The organism is Shewanella sp. SM23 (assembly GCF_025654295.1).
GTDB classification, from domain to species: domain Bacteria; phylum Pseudomonadota; class Gammaproteobacteria; order Enterobacterales; family Shewanellaceae; genus Shewanella; species Shewanella oncorhynchi.
This window is the reverse complement of record NZ_JAKKRM010000001.1, coordinates 637,595-659,035: the sequence shown is the minus strand read 5'-3', so window position 1 is coordinate 659,035 and position 21,441 is coordinate 637,595. Positions and strand designations below refer to the sequence as shown.

The window sequence follows — 21,441 nt, the reverse complement described above, 5'->3', positions numbered from 1 at the left end:
GTAAGTTCTCAATATTTTACCGCCTATCATTCGCCTATTCGACGTATAAGCCCCTCTTTACCAAACACACACACAAATAATGATAATCGCCTATTCTGTTTCACCTCCTGCTATAATATCGCCCTGCTCCACTGTTCATGCTTTAGCGTAACAGTTTGCTTATACATTATTGACCTGACCCTTTACCTGAGACATTCAATGCCATTTTCCAAACTTGGATTAAGCGATCCGATTTTAAGAGCCATCACTGAGCTCGGCTATTCACAACCTACTCCGATCCAAGAAAAAGCCATTCCGGTGATCTTGAAAGGCAAAAACCTGCTTGCTGGCGCGCAAACAGGTACAGGTAAAACCGCCAGTTTTGTGTTGCCAATACTGCAAATGTTCGCCGACATGCCGAAAATCCGTGCTAAACGCGTTCGTGCATTAATCTTAACGCCAACCCGTGAATTGGCCGTTCAGGTAGAAGATAATATTGCCAAGTACGCAAAATACCTGCCGCTGACGTCTATGGCCATGTATGGTGGCATGGATGCCGCACCGCAGAAACAACGTCTTATTGAAGGCGTCGATATTCTGGTGGCAACACCCGGTAGATTGCTCGATATGTACACCCAAAGAGCGATTCATTTCGATGAAATCTCGATATTAGTCCTAGATGAAGCCGATAGAATGCTCGATATGGGATTTATCGAAGACATCAATAAGATTATTGAACGTCTGCCAACAGAACGCCAAAATCTGTTGTTTTCGGCAACCTTATCTAAGCAAGTGCGCTTTTTAGCGAAAACAGCGGTTGAAAACCCTGTCGAAATTGAAATTGCCCGCGACAGCGCAAACGCACCACAAATCGACCAATGGTTGATCACTGTCGATAAAGATAAAAAGTCGGCCCTGTTAAGCAAACTCATCACTGAGCAAGCGTGGGAACAGGCACTGATCTTTATCCAGACGAAACAAGGCGCCGCCAAACTGGTTAGCCAACTCGAAAAACGTGGCATTGCCGCCGAAGCCATTCACAGCGGTCGCAGCCAAGCGGTACGCGAGCAATTATTAGTGGATTTCAAATCTGGCAAACTACGCTTTTTAGTCGCGACTGGCGTTGCTTCCCGCGGTATCGATATCGACGCCCTCACCCGTGTGGTCAATTATGATTTGCCCGATGAAGCCGATGATTATATTCACCGCATCGGCCGAACCGGTCGTGCTGGCGCCTGCGGCGAAGCTATCTCCTTTGTTTCTAAAGATGATTTTAGGAATCTATGTGCTATCGAGCGCCGTCTAGGTCACCTCATAGTGCGTAAAGAAATTGAAGGCTTTGTGCCGAACAAAGAAGTGCCAGTGTCTATTCTCGATTTTGTGCCCAAAAATACTACGCCAAAAACCTTTAAAGCTCGGGCACCTGAGGCCAGAGCCTCGCGCCCCGCGAAAGAAGGCTCCTTTGAAACCACCCATGCGAAAAAGCATCGCAGCGCGAAATCAAAGCCAGAGGTTAAAGCCAATGTAACACGGCCGCAATCTATTCAGACTGACAATGGTAACGAGACAACAGGTCACAGCGCGCCCTTTAATCCGTGGAATAGCGGCCCTAAAACTAAGTAATAACTCAGTACAAGTCGTGACTTATTAGATATAAAAACTCATTAAGATAGAAGATATTAGCATGATTACATTTAGCACCAATCTAGGCGACATCACTATAGAACTCGATTTTGAACATGCGCCTGTCAGTTCAAAAAACTTTGTCCGCTATTGTGAAGAAGGCTTCTTTGAACACACGATTTTTCACCGAGTGATCAAAGGCTTTATGATCCAAGGCGGCGGGTTTACCGCAAAAATGAAGGAAAAACCAACCCACGAGCCTATCGTTAACGAAGCCAACAAAGGCCTAAGTAACACCATAGGCACAATCGCTATGGCTCGCACCGATGCGCCTCACTCGGCCACCGCGCAATTCTTCATCAACACAGCCAATAATGACTTTTTAGACCATACTGCCACCACCAATAACGGTTGGGGCTACGCGGTATTTGGTAAGGTTACGGCGGGAATGGACATTATCCAGCAAATTGAGAAAGTCAAAACCTCCACGGTCGCTGGCCACGAAGACGTGCCCCGTGAACCTATCGTCATCGAGAAAGTAACGATTAATATCCAAAGTTAATTTTTAAAACAATAATATTTTTTCGTTAATATGATTAATCGCTCAGTTTTAGTTGAGCGATTAATCATTTCCCCAAAGTTATTTAGTTAACTTTCCCGTACTATTCAACGCAAATTCATTTTATATAAACCTAAAAACACTAAATCCCCAATACAAAATCACTTAGTGTAAAATCAACTGATGGATTATTTAATCGTTCCCATTATTGACTTAAGACTACTAAATATAAAATTAACCTCACAATATAGGCTTCTTTCAAACAATATAGACCTCTTTCAAACAATGTTATTAATCATAAAGGCTGAAAAAAAGCAGCACATCCCTGATGTGCTATATCTTAGACTAGCCGCACAAGTTGATAATATCAAAAACAATATGTTAGCCATATTCCTTATGGTAAAAGAGACTTAATTTTCCATCTGATATAGATAAAAAAACCATTTCTGTATCTATTAACGTTTCTTGCTAATGCTTATTATCCCTATTTATTTTTAAGTAAGAATCATTGTTAACTTAAGCTACAAACCCTATTCAGATAAGCAGAGAAAGCTTGCTATAGTGATCAGAAAATGATGTTTCTATTGGATTCTAATAAGCTATATCGTAACTTCTGTGCCTTTGTTGATGAAACCAGAACTCTCATGACAAAACTTTTTGACTAGAGATAGCGTCTAAGCATTTAGGGAATTTATTTTGAATAATAAAAAAGGTAGTCTGTTTATGGTTGCTGCGATGGCAGCATTTTCTATTGAAGACATGCTGATCAAATCCGCAGCAGAAACCACCTCTATCGGCCTCATTTTAGCGCTATTTGGCCTAGGTGGAATGTTGATTTTTATACTGTTAACCTGGCGAAAGGGTGAAACTGTGCTTCATCCTGCCGTCTTGTCTACCCCCATATTAGTACGTGCACTATGTGAAATCGTCGGCCGATTCTGTTTTGCTTTAGCCATCACGTTAACGCCACTCTCAAGTGCATCCGCTATTTTGCAAGCCACACCTTTAATCGCCATGCTTGGCGCGGCATTGTTGTTCGGTGAACAAGTGGGTCATAAGAGATGGCTTGCAGTATTGATTGGTTTTATGGGCGTACTGATGATCATTCGTCCAGGACTTGATGGTTTTGAGGCCACATCTTTATTCGCCGTTATCGCTACCTTAGGTTTTGCAGGACGCGATTTAGCAACACGCGCAGCCTCTCCCGTGTTATCTAATATGCAACTTGGAGTGTATGGTTTTTTTGTGTTGATTCCTACTGGCTTAGCAATACTGATGTACCAAAATGAAGCTATACAGTTTAGTGCAAACGCAGCGATACAGATAATTGGAGCAATCGTCTTTGGTGTAATGGCCTATAATGCGCTGACAATCGCCATGCGCACTGGAGATGTATCGGTGGTAAGCCCCTTTCGTTATACGCGCTTACTCTTTGCCTTAGCTTTAGGAATATTTATATTTGGAGAATCCCCAGATTTGCTGACTATTCTGGGAAGCCTACTCATAGTATTAAGTGGCGGCTATACCTTAGTTCAAGCGCGTAAAAGAATGACAACGAATAATATAGCTAATGTGGCAAAAACCTAAGGACTCGCAAAAAATAGCTAATCGAGTGGCAGAAATGCTTGGTTTTACCAAGGACACTGAAGGAGAACAAAACGGCAATTTTGCCCAGCTTTTGCCCCAAAGCAACAAAAGGAATCAGTAAGATACTGATTCCTTTTGTTAGAATTTTGGAGAGAGGGGTCGAACCCTTGACTCACAATTAATCCCAATAAGACCTATTAAATCATAGTATTATGCGCCTTTGTTTTTTTGATTGCACTAGCTTTTTGTACTAAATAAAAGCAGATTAAGAACAATCATATTGCATTGAGGAGACCACTTTTCAAGTCGACTCCTGATAAAGCATACCTAAACTGGGGTATTAAAATTATGCTTTCTTAGAGAATGTAAACTCGCTATTACCAATAACTTTGATAAGCTTTTTATCAGATTTATCATCGAAAACCCAAACGGAAAACTGTTTATCAACTTTCTGGCAGATATTCTCAAGATAAACTCTTAAATCATCAGGAAGTTGATTAACAACGAACCATCTTTCTAGTAAATCAAAGGAGTCGACCCCATAGTTAAAGCTATAGTCTAGAAGTTGACCATATGCATATCTTGCTTTTGAGCGAGCACCAGATGTGTCGTTAAGATATAAATATTTAAGTTCTAGTATTACACTTGTATCACCCGACTCTTTAATCAATATGTCAGGCCTTATAAGTTGCTCTTCAAGAGATGTCTCGGAAACTATTTGGCAGTTAGAAAGATTCTGTTGTAAAAATTTAACTAATGGCTTTTGTAGCTGAGACTTTTCATTGAGCCATTTTATATGGTCTTGACTTCCTGTCGCACACACCGCATCAGGAGACTGCTCTTCACCATTATGTGATTTAGAGCTTGATAGAGCAGCACCTGTTAACGCGATATCATTAGCGCCAGTACCAGTCACTATCTTAATAAACTTAGCCTCGTCTCTTTGACCAATGAGGAATTGCTTCCATATATTTATTTCTGAGTCTGTTATGCTTGCAAGGCTTACAAGTTTATCAACTGAAAAAATACCATCTTTTTCCGTGAGTGCCCTCATAGTTTTTGCTTTACGCTTATCAGTTCCATATTTTACAGTCGCATCTTCATCTTTCCGACGAGGATTAATAGAGAGCATAACTCTAGGCCTCCCAGAATCAGTCTTAGATTTTCGCCCAAGTCGAATCCTCAGATCCTCTCTGCTCCATAGATGATTTAATTTAGTAACAACGACATCAACATCAGGAAAAACAGAACGTAAGGTAACTACCAACTTTTCAAAAACGACAGCCTCCTCTTTTGTTAATAGTTCCTCAGCAACCCACCAATCCAAGTTTTTTCCATGCTTATATTTGAACATAGCGTATCGTATCCTTTAAGTCTAATGGTCTCTATTGGCAATAGAGACCATTACGGCTAACCATAAAATTAGATGAATTGTACATTTGTAAACAACAACTATTGTTAATTGATGAGTCGTAGTGCGTATTCAACCATATAAATAATAATTGAATTTACACAAAGACTCTACCACGCACTAAGGGTATTTCCCTGTTAGGACATATACTGCGGATCTATATGATGGATCAGCAGAAATTTATTTATGGACAATATCTCTATCTCTGCTGTCACACACTGCTTTACTAATTAAGTGCTCAGCTAAAACCTCACTGCCACTATGAAGAGAAGCAAATATTCCCTTAATTTGCGGTAAGGTTTTTCCTGCATATTGCAGTTGATTGATTGCTTCGCCCCCAGTAACCACCCTGATATTTCAAAATACCCTCAATGAGATCCCAATCTTCCTGTAACTCAGTAGGTGCTTTACTCTTACATGATGTGGCAACTTGTTCCCACATGTAAACCTGTTGGTAATGCTTCAAGATATCCTCAATTGAGGCAGAGACCTGTGTTGGTAACACTGCCCCTATAAAGGCAAGAAACAAAACTAAACTGCATGTTTTACGCATATATTCTCCAAAAAAAAGCCATCAATAGAATCTGATGGCCTTGTCGATTAGTTACTCAGAGAGCTGCTATCTGATTGTTTGGCTGTTGACTGCTCTTGTTCTTCTGCCATCCATTCCAGCCTCAATCTTAATTGCCAAATGGCAATCCCTGTCAGAATACAGAGTAATAAACCTGTCAACCCAGCTCCAGAAGTGACGATCTTGGAGATATTGCCATTGTGATAACCAACCACTGAAAACATAAGAATAATGCCGTAGGTCAACAGATATAAAGCTCCACCGATCCCCGTTTTAAGTAATAGTTTTTTCTGTCGATAATCAATCACCTGACCAGATGGGTTATTTTCAACATCTTCCTTCAACCAAGCTAATTGCTCAGATATGTACCACATCCCGATGTAACCAATTCCCATAACGATAACAGAGATATTGCCCTGAAATGTGAGTGACATTCTGAGGATGAAATAATCTAGTGAACCGCCAATTGAATCCTCAAGGGCGATCAGTGATAAAGCACTCAATATTGTTAGAGAAATCAATATAACGAAGTACATCTCAAAGCGGTTTTTCTGCCTTTTATTCATAAGTTATCCTTAGATGTTAATTTCTTTGCTATCCGTTGGACGCTTGATAAGCTGATATTTAGCCTCTTTGCGACTTCCGGTTTAGATATACCCTCTGCAAGCATTGGGGCGGCTTCTTTGGCCTTAGTGATTGCCGTGGGTTTACGTCCTTTATATTTCCCTCGCAGTTTTGCGAGAGCTATTCCTTCAGCCTGTCTTTCCAACATCAACTCTCTTTCAAAGGTTGCGATGGCTCCAACCATAGTCAGCATAAGTTTGCCTGTAGGGGTTGCTGTATTAATCCCGAGGTTTTGAATTTGCAGTGAAACCTTTTTGCGTTCCAAAAACTCAGCTATTTCAAGCAAGTGACGAGTGTTTCTTGCGAGTCTATCCAGCTTGGTGACGATAACGATGTCACCTTCCCTCACAAACTCCAGCATGAGTTGCAGATGCGGACGGTCATCCTTTGCACCACTTACCTTTTCTTGAAACACTTTGTCGCAGTTTGCTAATGCCTTCAGTTGGGCATCGAGACTTTGTCCCGTGGTCGATACACGGGCATATCCGATTTCTGCCATGAACGACTCCTGTTCAATAGGGCAAGGTATACTGACCAAGCCCTTCAAAAGGTCCAAAACAACCCATGTGACACGGTTATTGATGTGTTTACGACCGTGTCACATGGCCTTGGTTTATTGGTTATGAAAACAATGTGTTATTCAGATTCTTGATCTTCATCAACATCAATGTTTGCCCAAGGTTCTTCATCTGAAAGATAACGCTCAGCGAAGGCTTGGATGAGGATCGGCACTATGGTCAGCAGTGCAGCTTTAGCGACCTTTTTTAGTAACTCGTTAATGATGTTTCTCCTTCCTGATTGTCGTTCAGGCAGCCGAATGCCCACCACATGAACCCATGTAGTGAAACGCTGGCCGTCTTAATGGTGTTTGCGGGTTAATCCCAGTTGATGGTTATTTGGTAGAAATCATCTACCAGATAGCTTCTGAAGTTGGCTTCCCATAGCCGGTATAGGCCGCTGAAGTGGCTTAACGGATGATGACCAACATAAGCCTGATACCCTGAAGCCTCTGCAAAGTTGAAGTCGATGTCCTTCTCTAATTCTGGGTAGTAACGTCCCTGATAGGCAAAGTCAGTGATATAGCAGAATTGCCACATGCTGGTGGTTGATGAATATTCCAAACGGATTTCGACCGGATGAAAGCCACCAGACTCAGCAGAATAGCTAGGATCACGGAAGTTAATCGTAACAGCTTTACTATTGATTGGTTTGTTAGCATCCACCAGCAATCGCTTGAGGAGCTGAGCCAAACTAAGCGTGATAGGTAGTAGTTTCCTTCCTGACTGAAGGTCAATCTGAATAGGCTGTTCAGTTGCCGCTGGTGTATTCATAACCATCCCCTTTCAGCAAACGAAACGACATCTTGATGACCAACAACAAAATGGTCTAACACTGATACATCAATAGTTGCCAAGGCTGTCTTTAAACGCTCTGTAATGCGTTTATCGGCCTCTGAGGGTTCAGGCATGCCTGAGGGATGGTTGTGGGCGAATATTACGGCAGCGGCGTTTCTATGCAGAACTATTTTTACCACCTCACGAGGATATACTGAGGCGGCATCTATCGTGCCGAAAAAGAGTTCTTCACAACTAATCAAACGGTGCTGACTATCCAGTAGCAATACCGCAAATACCTCCCGCTCGTATCCAGCCATTTTCAGTCGAAGATAGTCTTTTACCAGTTGTGGAGAGGTGAATGCCTGCGGATTAGCTTGCAGGGTGTAGCGACTCTCCAAGATAGCAATGGCTTCCCTGATAACAGAGTCTGAAGAGTCGAGTTGATTACGGTGGGTTAATGTTGAAATAAGCATATATGTTTCCTGTGTAGTTGATTTACATCAGGTTTCTTATGCCTTAGTTCATGGTAAAAAATGACGGTATAAGTCAGTTGAAACGATCTCCCACCGATTAAAATAGAAATATGGGGGGTGACAAATACTGCCCCATTGAAAGTTCAATCGGAGAAAAAATCATGCACGACGAATTAGTCTTAACCTACCCCCTTTTGCTTGTTGAAGGCCGATTTACGCCAGAAATAAGAGATCATCAGATTAACGAAGCCATCAAAAACCACAGCCCCTTCTTTACAGTCGAGATTGTCCCAGATAAACGAGGTACAGATCAGAAGATGATGCACCTTCAAGGAGAGGTGGCAATGGGTGCAGGGAGCTTTAGAGATCAAGGTGCTATTAAAGCATTTCTCATTGAGAAAGGTTTTACCCCTGAGACTATCTCAATCACAAAAGATGGTAATCTATACGCGACTCATCCTAGAGAACATCTACCATATATGCACTGGATAGTCAGGCTGCTAGTCCATTTTCAGGCTTTTGGGGAATGGCTTGCGGTTAACTATTGGTATAGAGATTATCCAGACAAATAGTCATTATGGGTCGTTGCTAGACTCATCTATCAAGTGGCTAAGGTGAGTCTAGGATCAGAATCTATGTTAACGTTCTCCGTGATCCCAACCAATCGTTATCACGAACCTATTTAGTGATCCTGCTGCTGAGCAAGCCAGTTAAGACCTTGCTCTGCAAAGACAAACAATTTATCGCTATAGCCCTGAGCTATCACGCTGCGAATAATCTCAGGATCAATATTAAGGTAATCGTGAACCAGTGCATTACGAAGACCTATCACCTTACGCCAACCGCTAAGTTCCTCAACAGGTTGTGCTCCACGCTGACAGAGGATCTCAAAAGCTTGATAGGCATCCTGCGGGCTATGTCCTGCCAATGCTTTAGCCCAATGTTTAGCAATACCGATACAGGCTTCAATCGAAACCTGCAAGGTTCGTTCAGCAGCACGATATTCAAGATTCGATAGCGAACGCTGGCTGAGTATAAGCTTTAGTTCAACCAGCTCAGCCTGATAACGGTTGAGGCTAAGGCGTAGAGACGTTATATAGGCATTATCAGACATCAGTTAGTTGTTCCTCTGCTCATTGGCGACGTTGCATAATCGAGTTCCATCGACGACATAATACGGGCTTCTTCCTGCATCCTTCGGCCTTCATCACGACTGTATAGAACCTTATTAGCATCAATAATACCGAATGCTAGTGGAATAGGAGCCAGATTAATGTCGACGACTGAGAGCTTTCCTTCCGGCAAACCCAGTGCACGCTGCCAGTCCATCGCTAACAACTCTGCTCTTAGACGATTATCGAGCACGTTATCAGTCTTAACAGGGTCAAATGCGACCGCCAAATCCCAATCACTCTGTTCTGTAGCATTACCTTTGGCCTGAGAACCATAAAGCCATAGTGCGGCGACTTCAGGTTGGCTTGCCGCCAATGATTGTAATTGCTTAGGGTCAATGGACATGTGTGCATCCTTATCGATTAAATCATAAGCTATTGTTATAAAATATCTTCTGCCTCAGTACCTGCGATATTTCTTCATGATACTAGTCAGCAATATTACAGCTTTGCGATCAGAATATTAGTAGCATCAAGTTTCAGCTAGTCAAGGTGAGAGCCGTAATCAACTCTTTAAAAACAATAACTAATAATCCCGAAGTGTACCAACCCTCAATCAGGCTGAACAGTTGTTATTTCAAAGTTTGCTGCTAACGACCAGCTTGGACAACACCTTTTCTCCCTGCCGATTTTGCTGCTGATTTCTGCCAACTCACTCTCCATCAAATGCAAGTAACATTGCCCTATTTGACAGTTTTATTGTTTTTACTTGCTGATTTTTAATTGATTTTCTAAAAATAGCTATAGAAAAAAGTTAATAGAAATACTTTAGTCAGTCTGCTGAATTTTCGGCTGAGGTTGGTGTAAAGCGGTTTAGGCTTATTGGGAGTGGAGTGAAGACGAGTGAACAAGTGATTATCGACCTGATAGATGTGGGAACCTTCATGCTGAACACTCCACCAGCACACTAGAGTTCACGTCATACGAGTTACTATCGTGAACTCTAGCATCACCAGTCTAAGACAGTTGATGCCATCTTTTATCTTCTTTTGTGACTTCCACTAAGTAAACCAGCAATAAAAACCTTATAAATTAGCACTATTCCATTTATTCATAACTAAAGCCGTATTAATGAAAAAATGTCATACCAAAACCTTTTAGGCAACAATTCGCCTCTTGAACCGATTTGGTTGAAATCTCATCAATTTACTGCGTTCAACTCTAACTCCAATCGATTAAAACATTATGTGAGAGGCATGACATGAATGACCCCACCGGAGATTGAGATGATGAACCATGACCTAAACCACAGCCCTATAGCAACAGCAAGCAACGCAGTTAGCTCTAGCGTGTTCAAGCTGCCTTTTGAGCTATTCCAAGATCAATTAGGCCGAACACTCTACGAGATAAGCCGGATGCCTGTGTGTAATGGCGTGCTGTTGGGTGGTAGGGAGAGTCTAGCGAATACCTTGATGAAGCGTTGCGGTTATTCATTAAGAACGGCTAAACGCCATATCGGTCGGCTGGTGGCTTCGGGACTTCTGGAATGCTCTCAAACAACTAATGCCACAGGGATGCAGGCAACAAACCTTTATCGTCGTATGTTCGATTAATAGAGGAAAGAATGCCCCTGTTTAGGTTGAAGGACGACTTAAACAGGGGAAGAGCTAAAACCAGCTCGAAGGCCAAACTACAGATAAACTATTTCCATATATATTTTAGTCTGTTGGCCTCTGTTTTAGAGGATATGTCACATGACAACTCAATTCTTAGTCGCAAATAACAGATTTAACCATGAAACATTGAATGAAATCGGCTTAGAGGGCGTTAAAGCACTTTATGACTTGCCAGAGCTGATCGCTAAGCTCGTCGGTAGTGAGATTAAGCCAACATCAAGCGACTATTGCCAGTTAGAGGATGATGTTTGTCCCTTCTGTGGGCATGCAGGCTGTTTCAAAATTTATCATGCTGATCCAACGGACCAAAACTATCACTGCTACTCATGTGAGGAACACGGTGATATTTATAGTTTTCTGACCTGTTATGACCTTGCAAACAATCCCTATGATGCGGCCAACAAGTTACTTGCTGGCGAGATTGAAGGGATAACCATCAATACTCAACCCAAAGCTAAGAAAGTTAAGCCAGAGAAGCTAGAACTGACCGAAGAGCAATTCCTTCGTCGGCAAGAGCTTATGAATGCAGCATGTGAATACTACTTTGAACCTATGATTGCTGATAAAAGTAAACCTCTTGCTGCTCTTATGGAAAAGCGAGAACTCAGTCAAGAAGTACTGTTTGATAGCGACATAGGGTATTCCCAAGGTCAACTTTGGTGTGCCTTAGAAGCTCAAGGCTTCAGTCGTAATGAGATGTACGCATCAGGATTGGTTAAAGAAGGTCAATCCAATCCTTCGGACTTTTTCCCAAGGGATGTCTATATCTTTCCTCATTATGATGAAGATGGACATCTTTGCCGCTTCACGTTTAAAGATCCCAAGAAAGAGAAACAATATCAAATGCCTAAGCAATTTTGGTTAAATGACATTCAGTTTTATGGACAACATTTAATTAATACCGCAGGGGCAGTCGCTATCGTTGAAGGTGAACACGACTTGTTAGCCTTACTAAATCACAACTGGGAGGGACCTGTTCTGGCAACCAATGGGCAACTGGGTCAAGAACAGCTGGCATGGGTAAAGCAGAACTTGCAAGAACGTGATGTGATCACCTTCTTTGATAGTGATGCGGCGGGTGATAAGTATCGCGAGAAGTTGGCAGAATTAGGGTTATCCTCACTCACTCAAGTGGGTCTGCCTGAAGGTCAAGGCAAGGACATTGACGACTATTTAAGGCGTGAAGATGCCTTATCACTCGAGGAGCTGGTTAATCAATACGGTGTAAGCCAGCAGTCTGTTGAAGTGATCTGTGAACCTGCTGTAAACCACGAAAACACCTCGACAGACCCTGTGCCTGTGCCTGTGCCAGATGAAACTATCCCCGCGATCTGGACTAACTTCAACGAAGACACACTGAATGATGTGGGTAATGCTGACCGATTAAAAGCGATCACCAACGACAGCATGAAGTATGTACCAGAACTTAACAACATAGTTAACTTTAATGGCAAACATTGGGCTCCATCAAGCGGAAAGGAGCTTGAATATACCCGCTGTGTTGGAGAACGTCTTATCAATCAAGGTTGTAGTTTGCTAGAAGAAGCAATACAAACCAAAAATAAGACTAAGTTAGCCGAAGCAGAGCAATTACAAAAATTTGGCCGAATGACGCTTAATCGTAAAAAAATGATGGATATGCTAGAAATCTTCAAGTCAGGCAATCAGATATCTTCGAACCGCTTCGATGCTAATCCTATGCTGCTTGGAGTAAACAATGGCGTATTAGACTTAGCTAACGGAAAACTATTACCTGCACAGAAAGAAATGTACATCAGCCGCTGTGGGGATGTTCATTTCGATAGCTCAGCAGGTTGCCCTCGTTGGTTACAGTTCATTGATGAAATCACCTGTGGCGACAAAGAATACGCTAAGTTTTTACAACGCATAGTCGGTTACATGCTAACCGGGCGAACAGACGAACAGGTACTGTTCTTCCTCCACGGTCATGGCTGTAATGGTAAGAGCACCTTTATGAACGTGATACAGCGATTAATGGGAAGTTATTATCATCAGATCGATAGTAGTGTTTTGCTGCAAACCAATAACGGTAATACAGGCCCTAACCCATCCTTAGTTAAGCTTGCTGGTAGTCGTGTAGTTGTGGCTAATGAATTACCTGAAGGCTCTAGGATGAATGAAAACCTAGTGAAATCTATGACTGGTGATGATGTGATTGTCACTCGTCAACTTTATGCCAAGGTAGAACTAGAATACCGTCCGAAGTTTAAACTCATCATGATAGGTAACCACAAGCCCGTGATTCGTGATACGAGCCTCGGCATGTGGCGAAGAATGATCATGCTTCCATTCAATGCGAGTTTCAGTCAGGAACAGATGGACCCACGATTAATGGATAAGCTATATGCTGAACTCTCAGGTATCCTCAATTGGGCTCTAGAAGGCGTTCAAATGTGGCTAAAGGATGGCATTAAAGCCTCGATTCCCAATTCGATAAAGTCAGAAATCGCAGAGTATCGTCACGAGTCAGACTTACTCGCGATATTCCTTGAGGAATGTACCTGTAAGGGGGATTTTACCTATACAGAAACGCTATATGATGCCTTTAGAAAGTGGGCTGAGCGTGATGGCGACTGGAAGATGACCCGTAATATCATGACCAAACGGCTGGTGGAGAAAGGCTTTGAGAAAGGCCGACACAACAGTAAAGCCATGATTAAAGGGATTAACTTGAAATCAGTATTTGATGATATCTCTGAGCCTGTTCAAGTAGTGAACATGGGGCTAAGGCAAACCTCAGCCATAACAGACCCTTCTATAGGTTATATTGTTTAAGTGCCTGAGCATGGCAAATGAAAAGAGAGGCTTTAAGCCTCTCTTTTACTATCAATGATACCAAGATATTGGCTTAATATTTCCCGTAGGTAAATCGCATTAGAGCCACAATACATAGTGCAATAGATTACATATCAGCCAACTTTTGGAACGTTTTTGGGTGAGTCCTTAGTACTAATTTTGTTTCAGACTTAATGATTTGTCGTCCAAGGTCATTCGATAAATCCAGCTGCTTGGTCGCTTTGATCTTCGGCCTTGTAACCACCCGAACACCGTAAGCTTCTAATTTTACATTCATAATCAAATACTTATTCAATTTAACTATCATACGGAACAATCAAAAAACCGTTGATGCATTCTAGCACTTACTTTTTTCAGAAAGTTATCAATTTTACGCATTGCATTATTTTTGCGTTAATAGTAATCTTACGTAAACACACAACTTTACGTAAGGTGATATTATGGAATTCAGATACCCTACTGCTGTAGCAGAAACAAATGCACGTGCACTAACCTACTTAACAAAACACTTAACCGATCGTCGTCAAGGTGAAGAAACATTTCACAACTTGATTCAACAGCTAGGTAATGCTGTTGATACATACCCTAAATGGCATCCAATTTTAGCGATCCCATTAGGCCAGTCTGCTAATACTGACTTATATTTATCTGAGTTATATAAAGGGATTGACCATACTGTACAATTTGTTAAGGGGTTTGTAACATGCCCATACTCTGAAGCCAAGGCTGATGAGCTTGTAAAGTTCGCAAATAGCTTAACAGGTCTTCATGCATATCGCTTACAAGAACCACTGTACAGTGACAATGCCTATCCTGTAGTTATTACTGCAAGAGATGTTGAACTTGAAGCAGATGGCACAATACGTAGTCGTGATAGTCTAAAATGGAATTTACAATACTTAGCCAAAAATGCTCTCAACTCTGAAGTAGCAGAAACATGGTGGAGCATGAGGAAGTCTCTGCTTGGTGAGCCACATGGTTCTCGTTCATCAGTCTTGGTAAATCAACACACTGGAGGACACATTAGGAAGATTTTAGAAGTACTGAATGATAGTGGGGTTTATGGACCAATTAAAGAGTGGTCATTAGAAATGCTCTCGTCTAAAAAAAGAAAACTATTGAGTGAAACCCTCATAGAAGCAGCTTTGAGTAGTTTCAATGAAACGGATACGTCATTCGAATTTGAACTTAGAGGTGAAACCTGTAAAGCGACTATGAACGATACTTGGGGCAATGGTTCAGAGTTTTCGATTCAAATCGTGATTGGTGATTATGATTTATGTGTAAGTGGCTTCTATTATCCTGAGAAAAATCTCATTCAATGTACAGATCCGAATGGTAAACGTGCATTAGCAGAGAAGTTCATATAAATCCGAAAAACGGTTTGCTGGCTGAGTGTCTGAGCTAGTACAAATTACCAAGTTGTACTGGCTCTTTCCTGCTCAATAATCTTCCGTATCGTGACCACAAGATCATGCTCAACTGTGTTTGAGTCATATTCTGGCATTATCCGGTATAGTGGGATATTGTATTTATTAAAGATGTCATTTTTTAATTGGTCACGAATTCTATCTTCTGCACTCATGTGATACTCACGGCTATCGCATTCAAAAAAGTGCTTTGGACACAGAGTTATCGGGTCATAAATCACGAAATCAATGAGACCTGTCATCCAAATATTACGATGCTTTTTTTGCATGTCTTCAAGAACGGACTCAGGGAAAACGTTCTTAACTGAGACATTAATGAACACATAGTCCATAGGAAATACTTTCTTCAGTGCCCCATAAAACACACCTTCAAGTTCACTTCGCACAGCAGTTAATAGAAGATCCCAGCGTTGAATTTTGCTTTTCTTCTTGCTGATTTTCTGTTCTTGCCCAACATCTGGTGGGATGTCATCAATTTTAACAATATCACCATTCGTCGTATCAAGCTTCTTCTCCATCCTTAATGTTCGGAGTTTATTCATGAAGTTTTTGCCAGTATCAGTTATCATTGCCGCATTAACACTTTTTATTGCTTCTATATCAGACTCTTCACTTACCGATTTTAAAAGTATAGATTCTGCGAACTCACAAGCCTCGCTTGAAATTTTCATATGAGGATGTTTTGCTAATGCCAAGAACTGCAAAGCATAATTTTGGTTGTTTACCTGATTATCACCATAAATAGACTTATATTCGAAATTTAAAGCCTGACATACAAGCGACCAACGATTAGTATCTCTTAACCATATTTCCTTCCGAAACATCACATTGATTAACCTGAATATATCGCCAGTTCGGTTATGGTTCATATTTCGAAGCGTTTGAAGAAACAACTGGATAGTGTCTTGCTCAACAGTCTTAGACATTAAAATGGCCTTATTAAATTCTGATATCAAAATCCTAGTGTCAAGCTAAAGTTTATTCAACACAAAAAATAGAATTACATACACGACCTTAGTGATTCCACTTAGGAATCACTATAACAGGCATCTTATCTATCGCCTGATGGAGTTCTGAGTAGATACCATAGTTTCGCCCCGTATTCCCCGCATTAGAGTGTCCTGTTATCGCGTTTTGAATATCCTCACGCATCACCTTCCTTGCCTCTGTAATGAAGCGATGGCGGAACGCATGTAGCGGTTTGAGTGTGTCAAAATGCTCGATATTGAGCGTCATAAACGCCTCTTTGAGGTGCCTTGCAACCGCTAGATGATACTTAGCCTTATTGTTTGCTTTGAGCACCGGAAACAAGCGGCCATCGATGGGCAAAGAGTAAAGGTAATCGAGCAATCCCAACTCGAGGAGAGATCTACATACTGGCACTTTCCTTGATTCACCCGTCTTAACGGATTGGTCGTCCCTCACCTCTTGGATATGGAAAAACCATAGCTGTGGGTCGTCCTTATCCTGCTTAATGTCTTTCACATAGAGTTGAGCTATCTCTTCAGCCCTTGCTCCTGTATAGGCTAGGATAACAGGTAACCAGTAAGGTGCCTCACCATACCTTGCTTTCTGAGCATCTGTTCGAGCTTGAAAAAGTGGTAAGGAAAAAATCTGTGATAGCTCAGTGTTTGAATAACCCGGATCTCTCACTGTCCTGACAGCTTCTTTACCCGGAGAGACTTGGTGACACGGGTTTTTCGGCAAGATATCCAATTTCACCGCTTGCTGAAAATAGCCTGAGATAAGCTTAAGTTCCTTATCTGCTGTATTGATGCTAACCCGAGTCAATCCTTGCTTATTTGCTATCTCAATTTGCATCTTAAAGGAGAGATCTCTGACATCATGCGTTGGCTTACTGGGACATTGAATGATCCAATTGAAGAAATTACGCATATCAATCTTCTGGATTTGGCCTATTGGCTTACTACCGAAAAACTCGATGAGTCTGTTACATGGTCGATTGCGGTCTGCTTGCCATGACTTAAAAGCCGTCTCACCTAAGATGAGACTTTTTTGAGTATTAACCCATTCAACCAAATGAGAAACGGTAGATGATGTTGAGAGATCCCCTCGGGTAGCCACATCATCAGGAACGACTTCTAGCCCTGATTCAGCTAGTGCAGCACGACTGCTCTCAGCAAAGCCCTGCACATTCATAAAGTCACTTCGTGGCATGAACAGTGGCTCGAAGCCTCTATTTCGCTCCCGTCGTGTATATACTTCTAGGTCAAATGCAGAATTACACAGCCTAATAATAGCTTCAGCTAATTTGACGGAGAGATACAGCTTAGCAGCATGGGAAAAGAGTTGGCACTGAGACAGAGTGAGGGCTTCATCAACGAAATCGTTCATGTGACTCATGAAGCGTTGTTCTGCTGATTGCTGGTGGAGAGTACCTTCAGCGACGTTTAACGCCTCTAACGGCTCGCTAAACCACTCTGCCATCGCTTCAAGGCCATCGGATGTCTCTAGGGTATATCGAGCGAGGATATCCGGCTGGCTTAGTCGTTGACGTTCATTAACGAACCAATGACTCACGATAGCATCTAACTGGGCAGGGTTAACTTGCTGCTCTCGTTCTTGATTATCGTAACGCAACTGGGCATTAGCCGTGATAGCTTCAAACTCTGCAACAATGACTGATGCCCGAGATTTTGCTTCTGCTGCGTCCTTAGTTTCAAGACTTCTTTTAAGCTCTGTTTTACCGTCTAAGAAAGGCCGTAAATGTGCAGGAATACCCTTGCGGATTTTCCACATTCCAGACTTCGGATCTCTGCGAGGTTGGATCATAAATGCCATCGTTTTGTACCACCCTTTTGTACCACCTTAAGGTGCCAAAGGTTGGTTAGCCATTGGATTAAGCAACTATAATTCAATAAGTTTTTGATAGAAATGAAAAAACCCGACCATGTGATCGGGTTCTTAGAATTTGGCGGTGAGAGAGGGAGTCGAACCCTCGATACGTTACCGTATACACACTTTCCAGGCGTGCTCCTTCGGCCACTCGGACACCTCACCATATGTCGATTTATGTTAGCGTGGTTAATCTTTCACGTTTAAGAATCACTAACGATTTTGTATAGCCTTGCCGAGAGGCTTTCATCGTTAACGGAGCGGTACTGTACGCAAAAGCCTAAAGGGGGTCAAGTAAAAAAGATTCAGTTTCAGGCGGTTGCACAATTGCTAAACAAACCGCCATGATTTATTGAATCTTTTCACCGTTTGATACCGTTAATTGACGGTAAATTTGTGTACTTCTTTTGACATTGAATTCGCGTCAAACGTCAGGGCTTTGGTCAGCTCCCTAAGCTCATCGGAGATCCTTTGAGTATTAAGGTAAATCTCACTGATCTTCAGTGCATTACGATTTACGTCTTCGGATACCGCCGATTGCTCATGAGTTGCTGTAGCAATTTGCTCGTTCATGCGGTCAATAATGTCTACTTGCTCCACAATACGTTTCAATTCGATACCTGCCTGTTCAGCTTCATGGACACTGCTATTAGCCTGAGCTAATCCTCTGTCCATGGCTTTTACTGCAATGCTCGCTCCCGCCTTCAATCTATCTGTCATATTTTTAATGTCCGAGGTCGAGGTTTGTGAGCGCTGCGCTAAACTTCGGACTTCGTCTGCAACTACAGCAAAACCGCGGCCCATTTCCCCTGCGCGGGCAGCTTCAATGGCGGCATTAAGCGCGAGTAAATTAGTTTGCTCAGCAATACTGCTGATCACTTCAAGCACTACCACTATGCCGTGAATTTCACGGTCTAAATCGTTAATGGCTTTAGAAGCTCCACTAATATCGTCGGCTAACGCTTTGATCGCTTTGCTGGTTCGGCCGACTTCGAGGTTGCCTTCTTTAGCCTCTATATTGGCGGCGGAAGACGCTTCGGATGCCTGCACTGCATTGCTAGCAATCTCGGCCACTGTTGCACTCATTTCTGTCATAGCGGAGGCCACTTGTTCTGCCTCACTGTGGCCCGCCATCACATCTTGCTCCATGGCATGGGTACAGAGATCCATTTGCGCCACAGCTTGTTGCAATTTAGCGCCACTGGAACGTACATGTAGGATCACTTTTTCAAAATCACTCATCATGTCATTAAAGGCGATGGCGAGTTCACCGAATTCATCCGAGCTAGAGTGAGTCAGACGCACACTTAAGTCGTAATGTTTACGGGCTTGCGTGATGGTCGAATATAAGTGATGCACACTGTCATGCAAATAACGGATAACAGATAGACTCAATATCAAGACTATCGCCAATACTGAGATTAAGGTCGCGAGCACTAAGAACATTTTCTCATTCGCTAATGTTAATCTTTCATGGGTGGTCTTGAGTAAATCTGCCGAGACTTGCTGTTCAAACTCACGTAATAGCTCAATCCGCGCGGTCGATTTACTGAACCACTCTTCGGGACTTTGTTGCAGGATTTTTTGATTATCTTGCTCGAATGCGATTTGACGTAACAGCTCAACGTCATGCATTGCAGCTGAACTCTGTAAACGGTTAAACGAGGATAATAAATAAGAATTTGCTAGCGCTAAAAAACGCTCTTGATAGGTATTTTGCTCCGAAACCAAAGTGATAAATTTGGCATAAACCTTAGGCTTAAATCCAGCTTGGCCAAAGGTTGAGCTGAGTACCGCCCTTTCAATCCCCGCCCTTTCCTTTAATTGCAAAAAAGCACTAAAAGCCGTCGCTTTAATGGCGATTTCTTGATTAGCACCCGTTTTTGCGGTTTCATCGACTATTGTCAGTAATAACTTATTTAACTCAGTGTAATAGGCAACTTCATCGGCGACACTGATACTTAAACTATCCACCTGCGAGCGGATTGCATTTAAACGCCCGAGTTGAGCGTTTAGCTCTCTAAGTTTTGGGGCAAATATCTCCGGCAGATGATTCTCAGTGATAAAACGCTGATAAAGGCCGAGCTGCGTATCCGTTAATTGTCTTTGACCAGGTATTTTACCCGCAAACGCTTTTCCTGCTGAGCCAATAAATCCAGCACTCATGCCGCGCTCTTTTTGTAACTCATGCACTAAATTACTGTTGGTGACGGCCAGCTCGCTTAATTGCACAACTAAGGTTAAATCTTTTCTATATTCATATTTTTCAATGAGGTAAAGCGTGCCACATAAAAAACAGGCTAGCAGTGGAGGCAAGACAACCATTAATAATTTTTGTTTTAGACTGAGATTACCAATCCATTGCCATTTCATAGAAATATCCTTTTAAACTTAGTTTTAGATCCAAATACCGAACACTAGGTATAGCATAATATCAACCGTAGGACGACTAAGGTTTATTGAAATTGCACAAGCTAATATCCTGATAAACGAGGATTTCCCCCATATTCCATCAATTGTTTAGATTTTGCTAATCGCAGAGCAAACTTAAGAAACGTCAAACAAGGATCAGATAGAAATAAAAAACGCATTGAAAATTCCAATGCGTTTTTCTAGAGAAAGGAACACTTAATCTGTGACTGAAGATGACTCTAGCTGAAAAGCTGTGGGAATAATCCCTTCACACCAGCCGCAATGACTTCGATACCAATAGATAACATCAAGAGTCCCATGAGACGGGTAATCACGTTAATACCCGTTTTGCCGAGGATCTTATAAATGATAGATGCCATTCTAAACAGGCCAAAACTGACTAAACCAAACACTATCACAGTAATGAACATCGCAATAATGTTCGACAATGAATTATGCTCAGCGGCAAAGACAATCACCGAACTGATAGCGCCAGGTCCCGCCATCAGTGGCAAAGCCAAAGGCACAACCGCCACAGATTCCATCGCCGAGGATTCGCGGTCTTCCTCTTGGTTACGCTTCACTTCACCTAACTTACCTTGCAACATTGACATCGCAATAATGGCAATCAGGCTGCCACCAGCAATTCTAAAGGCAGATAACGAAATGCTGAATATATTCAGAATGTGCTGCCCCGCCACAATTGTGACTAAGAGGATCACCACAACCGCAAAGTTCGCTACTTTACCCGTGTGATTCCGCTCAGCCTCCGTTTGATGGCTGGTTAAGCTCACAAACACAGGCAACAAGCCAACCGGATTAATGATGGCAACGAGGCCAAGAAAAAATTTAACGTAAAGAGTTAACTCCAAGGGACTATCCTTATGTGCGTGTCACGCCGTCTTCATCAAAATAAGCTTGAGGGCAAGTATAGTATCTCAAGCGCTATTGACTGAAAAATGAGATTTTTGAGG

20 protein-coding genes and 1 tRNA gene are annotated in these 21,441 nt (G+C 42.1%); 7 read left to right on the top strand and 14 right to left on the bottom strand.

What is annotated here, in order from left to right:
* Positions 1 to 198: 198 nt before the first annotated feature.
* From L5L98_RS02870 to L5L98_RS02860, 3 genes are all read left to right on the top strand, one after another.
* The gene (locus L5L98_RS02870) at positions 199 to 1,602 is read left to right on the top strand and encodes a DEAD/DEAH box helicase (RefSeq protein WP_263138383.1); all 1,404 of its coding nucleotides are present in this window, start codon (positions 199 to 201) and stop codon (positions 1,600 to 1,602) included.
* Between the two features lie 61 nt (positions 1,603 to 1,663).
* Positions 1,664 to 2,164: a peptidylprolyl isomerase gene (locus L5L98_RS02865; protein WP_263138382.1), complete on the top strand. Its 501-nt coding sequence runs from the start codon at positions 1,664 to 1,666 to the stop codon at positions 2,162 to 2,164.
* Between the two features lie 693 nt (positions 2,165 to 2,857).
* Positions 2,858 to 3,748, top strand: a complete 891-nt coding sequence (locus L5L98_RS02860; RefSeq protein WP_263138381.1) for a DMT family transporter — start codon at positions 2,858 to 2,860, stop codon at positions 3,746 to 3,748.
* Positions 3,749 to 4,094: 346 nt separating this feature from the next.
* Here the strand turns inward: L5L98_RS02860 and L5L98_RS02855 are convergent, their stop codons facing one another.
* The 7 genes from L5L98_RS02855 to radC form a co-directional block, all read right to left on the bottom strand.
* Complete coding sequence (locus L5L98_RS02855; protein ID WP_263138380.1) at positions 4,095 to 5,102, bottom strand: hypothetical protein; 1,008 nt, start codon at positions 5,100 to 5,102, stop codon at positions 4,095 to 4,097.
* Positions 5,103 to 5,442: 340 nt separating this feature from the next.
* Complete coding sequence (locus L5L98_RS02850) at positions 5,443 to 5,712, bottom strand: hypothetical protein (RefSeq protein WP_263138379.1); 270 nt, start codon at positions 5,710 to 5,712, stop codon at positions 5,443 to 5,445.
* Positions 5,713 to 5,759: 47 nt separating this feature from the next.
* On the bottom strand, positions 5,760 to 6,296 hold the full coding sequence (locus L5L98_RS02845) for a hypothetical protein (protein WP_263138377.1): 537 nt from the start codon (positions 6,294 to 6,296) through the stop codon (positions 5,760 to 5,762).
* Positions 6,293 to 6,853 carry a recombinase family protein gene (locus L5L98_RS02840; protein ID WP_012587780.1) on the bottom strand — a complete coding sequence of 187 codons (561 nt, stop codon included), beginning with the start codon at positions 6,851 to 6,853 and terminating at the stop codon, positions 6,293 to 6,295. Before L5L98_RS02840 ends, L5L98_RS02845 begins: the two co-directional genes overlap by 4 nt.
* 137 nt (positions 6,854 to 6,990) lie before the next feature.
* Entirely contained in the window at positions 6,991 to 7,179 is a 189-nt protein-coding gene (locus L5L98_RS02835; RefSeq protein ID WP_105252320.1) for a hypothetical protein, read from the bottom strand.
* Positions 7,180 to 7,229: 50 nt separating this feature from the next.
* A complete protein-coding gene (locus tag L5L98_RS02830) occupies positions 7,230 to 7,685 on the bottom strand; it encodes a DUF2787 domain-containing protein (protein WP_263138374.1) in 456 nt (151 codons plus the stop codon).
* Positions 7,682 to 8,164, bottom strand: a complete 483-nt coding sequence (radC, locus tag L5L98_RS02825; protein WP_263138372.1) for a RadC family protein — start codon at positions 8,162 to 8,164, stop codon at positions 7,682 to 7,684. The genes L5L98_RS02830 and radC overlap by 4 nt, the downstream gene beginning before the upstream one ends.
* Positions 8,165 to 8,325: 161 nt before the next feature.
* Here radC and L5L98_RS02820 point away from each other — a divergent pair, with 161 nt between their 5' ends.
* The gene (locus L5L98_RS02820) at positions 8,326 to 8,736 is read left to right on the top strand and encodes a hypothetical protein (protein ID WP_263138370.1); all 411 of its coding nucleotides are present in this window, start codon (positions 8,326 to 8,328) and stop codon (positions 8,734 to 8,736) included.
* 110 nt (positions 8,737 to 8,846) lie between these two features.
* On the opposite strand, the gene hepT is transcribed toward L5L98_RS02820, so the two are convergent.
* Both hepT and mntA read right to left on the bottom strand, forming a co-directional pair.
* On the bottom strand, positions 8,847 to 9,278 hold the full coding sequence (hepT, locus tag L5L98_RS02815) for a type VII toxin-antitoxin system HepT family RNase toxin (RefSeq protein ID WP_041408499.1): 432 nt from the start codon (positions 9,276 to 9,278) through the stop codon (positions 8,847 to 8,849).
* The gene (gene mntA / locus L5L98_RS02810) at positions 9,278 to 9,682 is read right to left on the bottom strand and encodes a type VII toxin-antitoxin system MntA family adenylyltransferase antitoxin (RefSeq protein WP_041408500.1); all 405 of its coding nucleotides are present in this window, start codon (positions 9,680 to 9,682) and stop codon (positions 9,278 to 9,280) included. Before mntA ends, hepT begins: the two co-directional genes overlap by 1 nt.
* An 880-nt stretch (positions 9,683 to 10,562) precedes the next feature.
* Between mntA and L5L98_RS02805 the strand changes: the two genes are divergently transcribed.
* The 3 genes from L5L98_RS02805 (at position 10,563) to L5L98_RS02790 (ending at position 15,139) form a co-directional block, all read left to right on the top strand.
* Complete coding sequence (locus L5L98_RS02805) at positions 10,563 to 10,889, top strand: helix-turn-helix domain-containing protein (protein WP_263138368.1); 327 nt, start codon at positions 10,563 to 10,565, stop codon at positions 10,887 to 10,889.
* A 141-nt stretch (positions 10,890 to 11,030) separates the two neighbouring features.
* Positions 11,031 to 13,748: a phage/plasmid primase, P4 family gene (locus L5L98_RS02800; protein WP_263138367.1), complete on the top strand. Its 2,718-nt coding sequence runs from the start codon at positions 11,031 to 11,033 to the stop codon at positions 13,746 to 13,748.
* A 461-nt stretch (positions 13,749 to 14,209) separates the two neighbouring features.
* Positions 14,210 to 15,139, top strand: a complete 930-nt coding sequence (locus L5L98_RS02790; protein ID WP_263138365.1) for a hypothetical protein — start codon at positions 14,210 to 14,212, stop codon at positions 15,137 to 15,139.
* A 44-nt stretch (positions 15,140 to 15,183) separates the two neighbouring features.
* Here L5L98_RS02790 and L5L98_RS02785 read toward each other — a convergent pair whose 3' ends face one another.
* From L5L98_RS02785 to L5L98_RS02765, 5 genes are all read right to left on the bottom strand, one after another.
* A complete protein-coding gene (locus L5L98_RS02785; protein ID WP_263138364.1) occupies positions 15,184 to 16,125 on the bottom strand; it encodes a DUF2726 domain-containing protein in 942 nt (313 codons plus the stop codon).
* Positions 16,126 to 16,213: 88 nt separating this feature from the next.
* Positions 16,214 to 17,992, bottom strand: coding sequence for a DUF6538 domain-containing protein (locus L5L98_RS02780; RefSeq protein WP_263138363.1), 1,779 nt, complete (start codon positions 17,990 to 17,992; stop codon positions 16,214 to 16,216).
* Positions 17,993 to 18,132: 140 nt separating this feature from the next.
* Positions 18,133 to 18,220: transfer RNA gene (locus L5L98_RS02775), tRNA-Ser, on the bottom strand.
* A 213-nt stretch (positions 18,221 to 18,433) separates the two neighbouring features.
* Positions 18,434 to 20,428: a methyl-accepting chemotaxis protein gene (locus L5L98_RS02770; protein WP_263138361.1), complete on the bottom strand. Its 1,995-nt coding sequence runs from the start codon at positions 20,426 to 20,428 to the stop codon at positions 18,434 to 18,436.
* A gap of 278 nt (positions 20,429 to 20,706) precedes the next feature.
* Positions 20,707 to 21,339 carry a YchE family NAAT transporter gene (locus L5L98_RS02765; protein ID WP_263138360.1) on the bottom strand — a complete coding sequence of 211 codons (633 nt, stop codon included), beginning with the start codon at positions 21,337 to 21,339 and terminating at the stop codon, positions 20,707 to 20,709.
* Between the last annotated feature and the right edge of the window lie 102 nt (positions 21,340 to 21,441).

Excerpts from the sequence above, each read along its gene's own strand:
- L5L98_RS02770 (WP_263138361.1), bottom strand. The coding sequence starts at position 20,428 with ATGAAATGGCAATGGATTGGTAATCTCAGTCTAAAACAAAAATTATTA.
- L5L98_RS02830 (WP_263138374.1), bottom strand. The coding sequence starts at position 7,685 with ATGAATACACCAGCGGCAACTGAACAGCCTATTCAGATTGACCTTCAG.
- radC (WP_263138372.1), bottom strand. The coding sequence starts at position 8,164 with ATGCTTATTTCAACATTAACCCACCGTAATCAACTCGACTCTTCAGAC.
- L5L98_RS02870 (WP_263138383.1), top strand. The coding sequence starts at position 199 with ATGCCATTTTCCAAACTTGGATTAAGCGATCCGATTTTAAGAGCCATC.
- L5L98_RS02805 (WP_263138368.1), top strand. The coding sequence starts at position 10,563 with ATGATGAACCATGACCTAAACCACAGCCCTATAGCAACAGCAAGCAAC.
- L5L98_RS02855 (WP_263138380.1), bottom strand. The coding sequence starts at position 5,102 with ATGTTCAAATATAAGCATGGAAAAAACTTGGATTGGTGGGTTGCTGAG.
- L5L98_RS02780 (WP_263138363.1), bottom strand. The coding sequence starts at position 17,992 with ATGATCCAACCTCGCAGAGATCCGAAGTCTGGAATGTGGAAAATCCGC.
- L5L98_RS02785 (WP_263138364.1), bottom strand. The coding sequence starts at position 16,125 with ATGTCTAAGACTGTTGAGCAAGACACTATCCAGTTGTTTCTTCAAACG.
- mntA (WP_041408500.1), bottom strand. The coding sequence starts at position 9,682 with ATGTCCATTGACCCTAAGCAATTACAATCATTGGCGGCAAGCCAACCT.
- L5L98_RS02790 (WP_263138365.1), top strand. The coding sequence starts at position 14,210 with ATGGAATTCAGATACCCTACTGCTGTAGCAGAAACAAATGCACGTGCA.
- L5L98_RS02840 (WP_012587780.1), bottom strand. The coding sequence starts at position 6,853 with ATGGCAGAAATCGGATATGCCCGTGTATCGACCACGGGACAAAGTCTC.
- L5L98_RS02845 (WP_263138377.1), bottom strand. The coding sequence starts at position 6,296 with ATGAATAAAAGGCAGAAAAACCGCTTTGAGATGTACTTCGTTATATTG.
- L5L98_RS02820 (WP_263138370.1), top strand. The coding sequence starts at position 8,326 with ATGCACGACGAATTAGTCTTAACCTACCCCCTTTTGCTTGTTGAAGGC.
- L5L98_RS02865 (WP_263138382.1), top strand. The coding sequence starts at position 1,664 with ATGATTACATTTAGCACCAATCTAGGCGACATCACTATAGAACTCGAT.
- L5L98_RS02850 (WP_263138379.1), bottom strand. The coding sequence starts at position 5,712 with ATGCGTAAAACATGCAGTTTAGTTTTGTTTCTTGCCTTTATAGGGGCA.
- L5L98_RS02800 (WP_263138367.1), top strand. The coding sequence starts at position 11,031 with ATGACAACTCAATTCTTAGTCGCAAATAACAGATTTAACCATGAAACA.
- hepT (WP_041408499.1), bottom strand. The coding sequence starts at position 9,278 with ATGTCTGATAATGCCTATATAACGTCTCTACGCCTTAGCCTCAACCGT.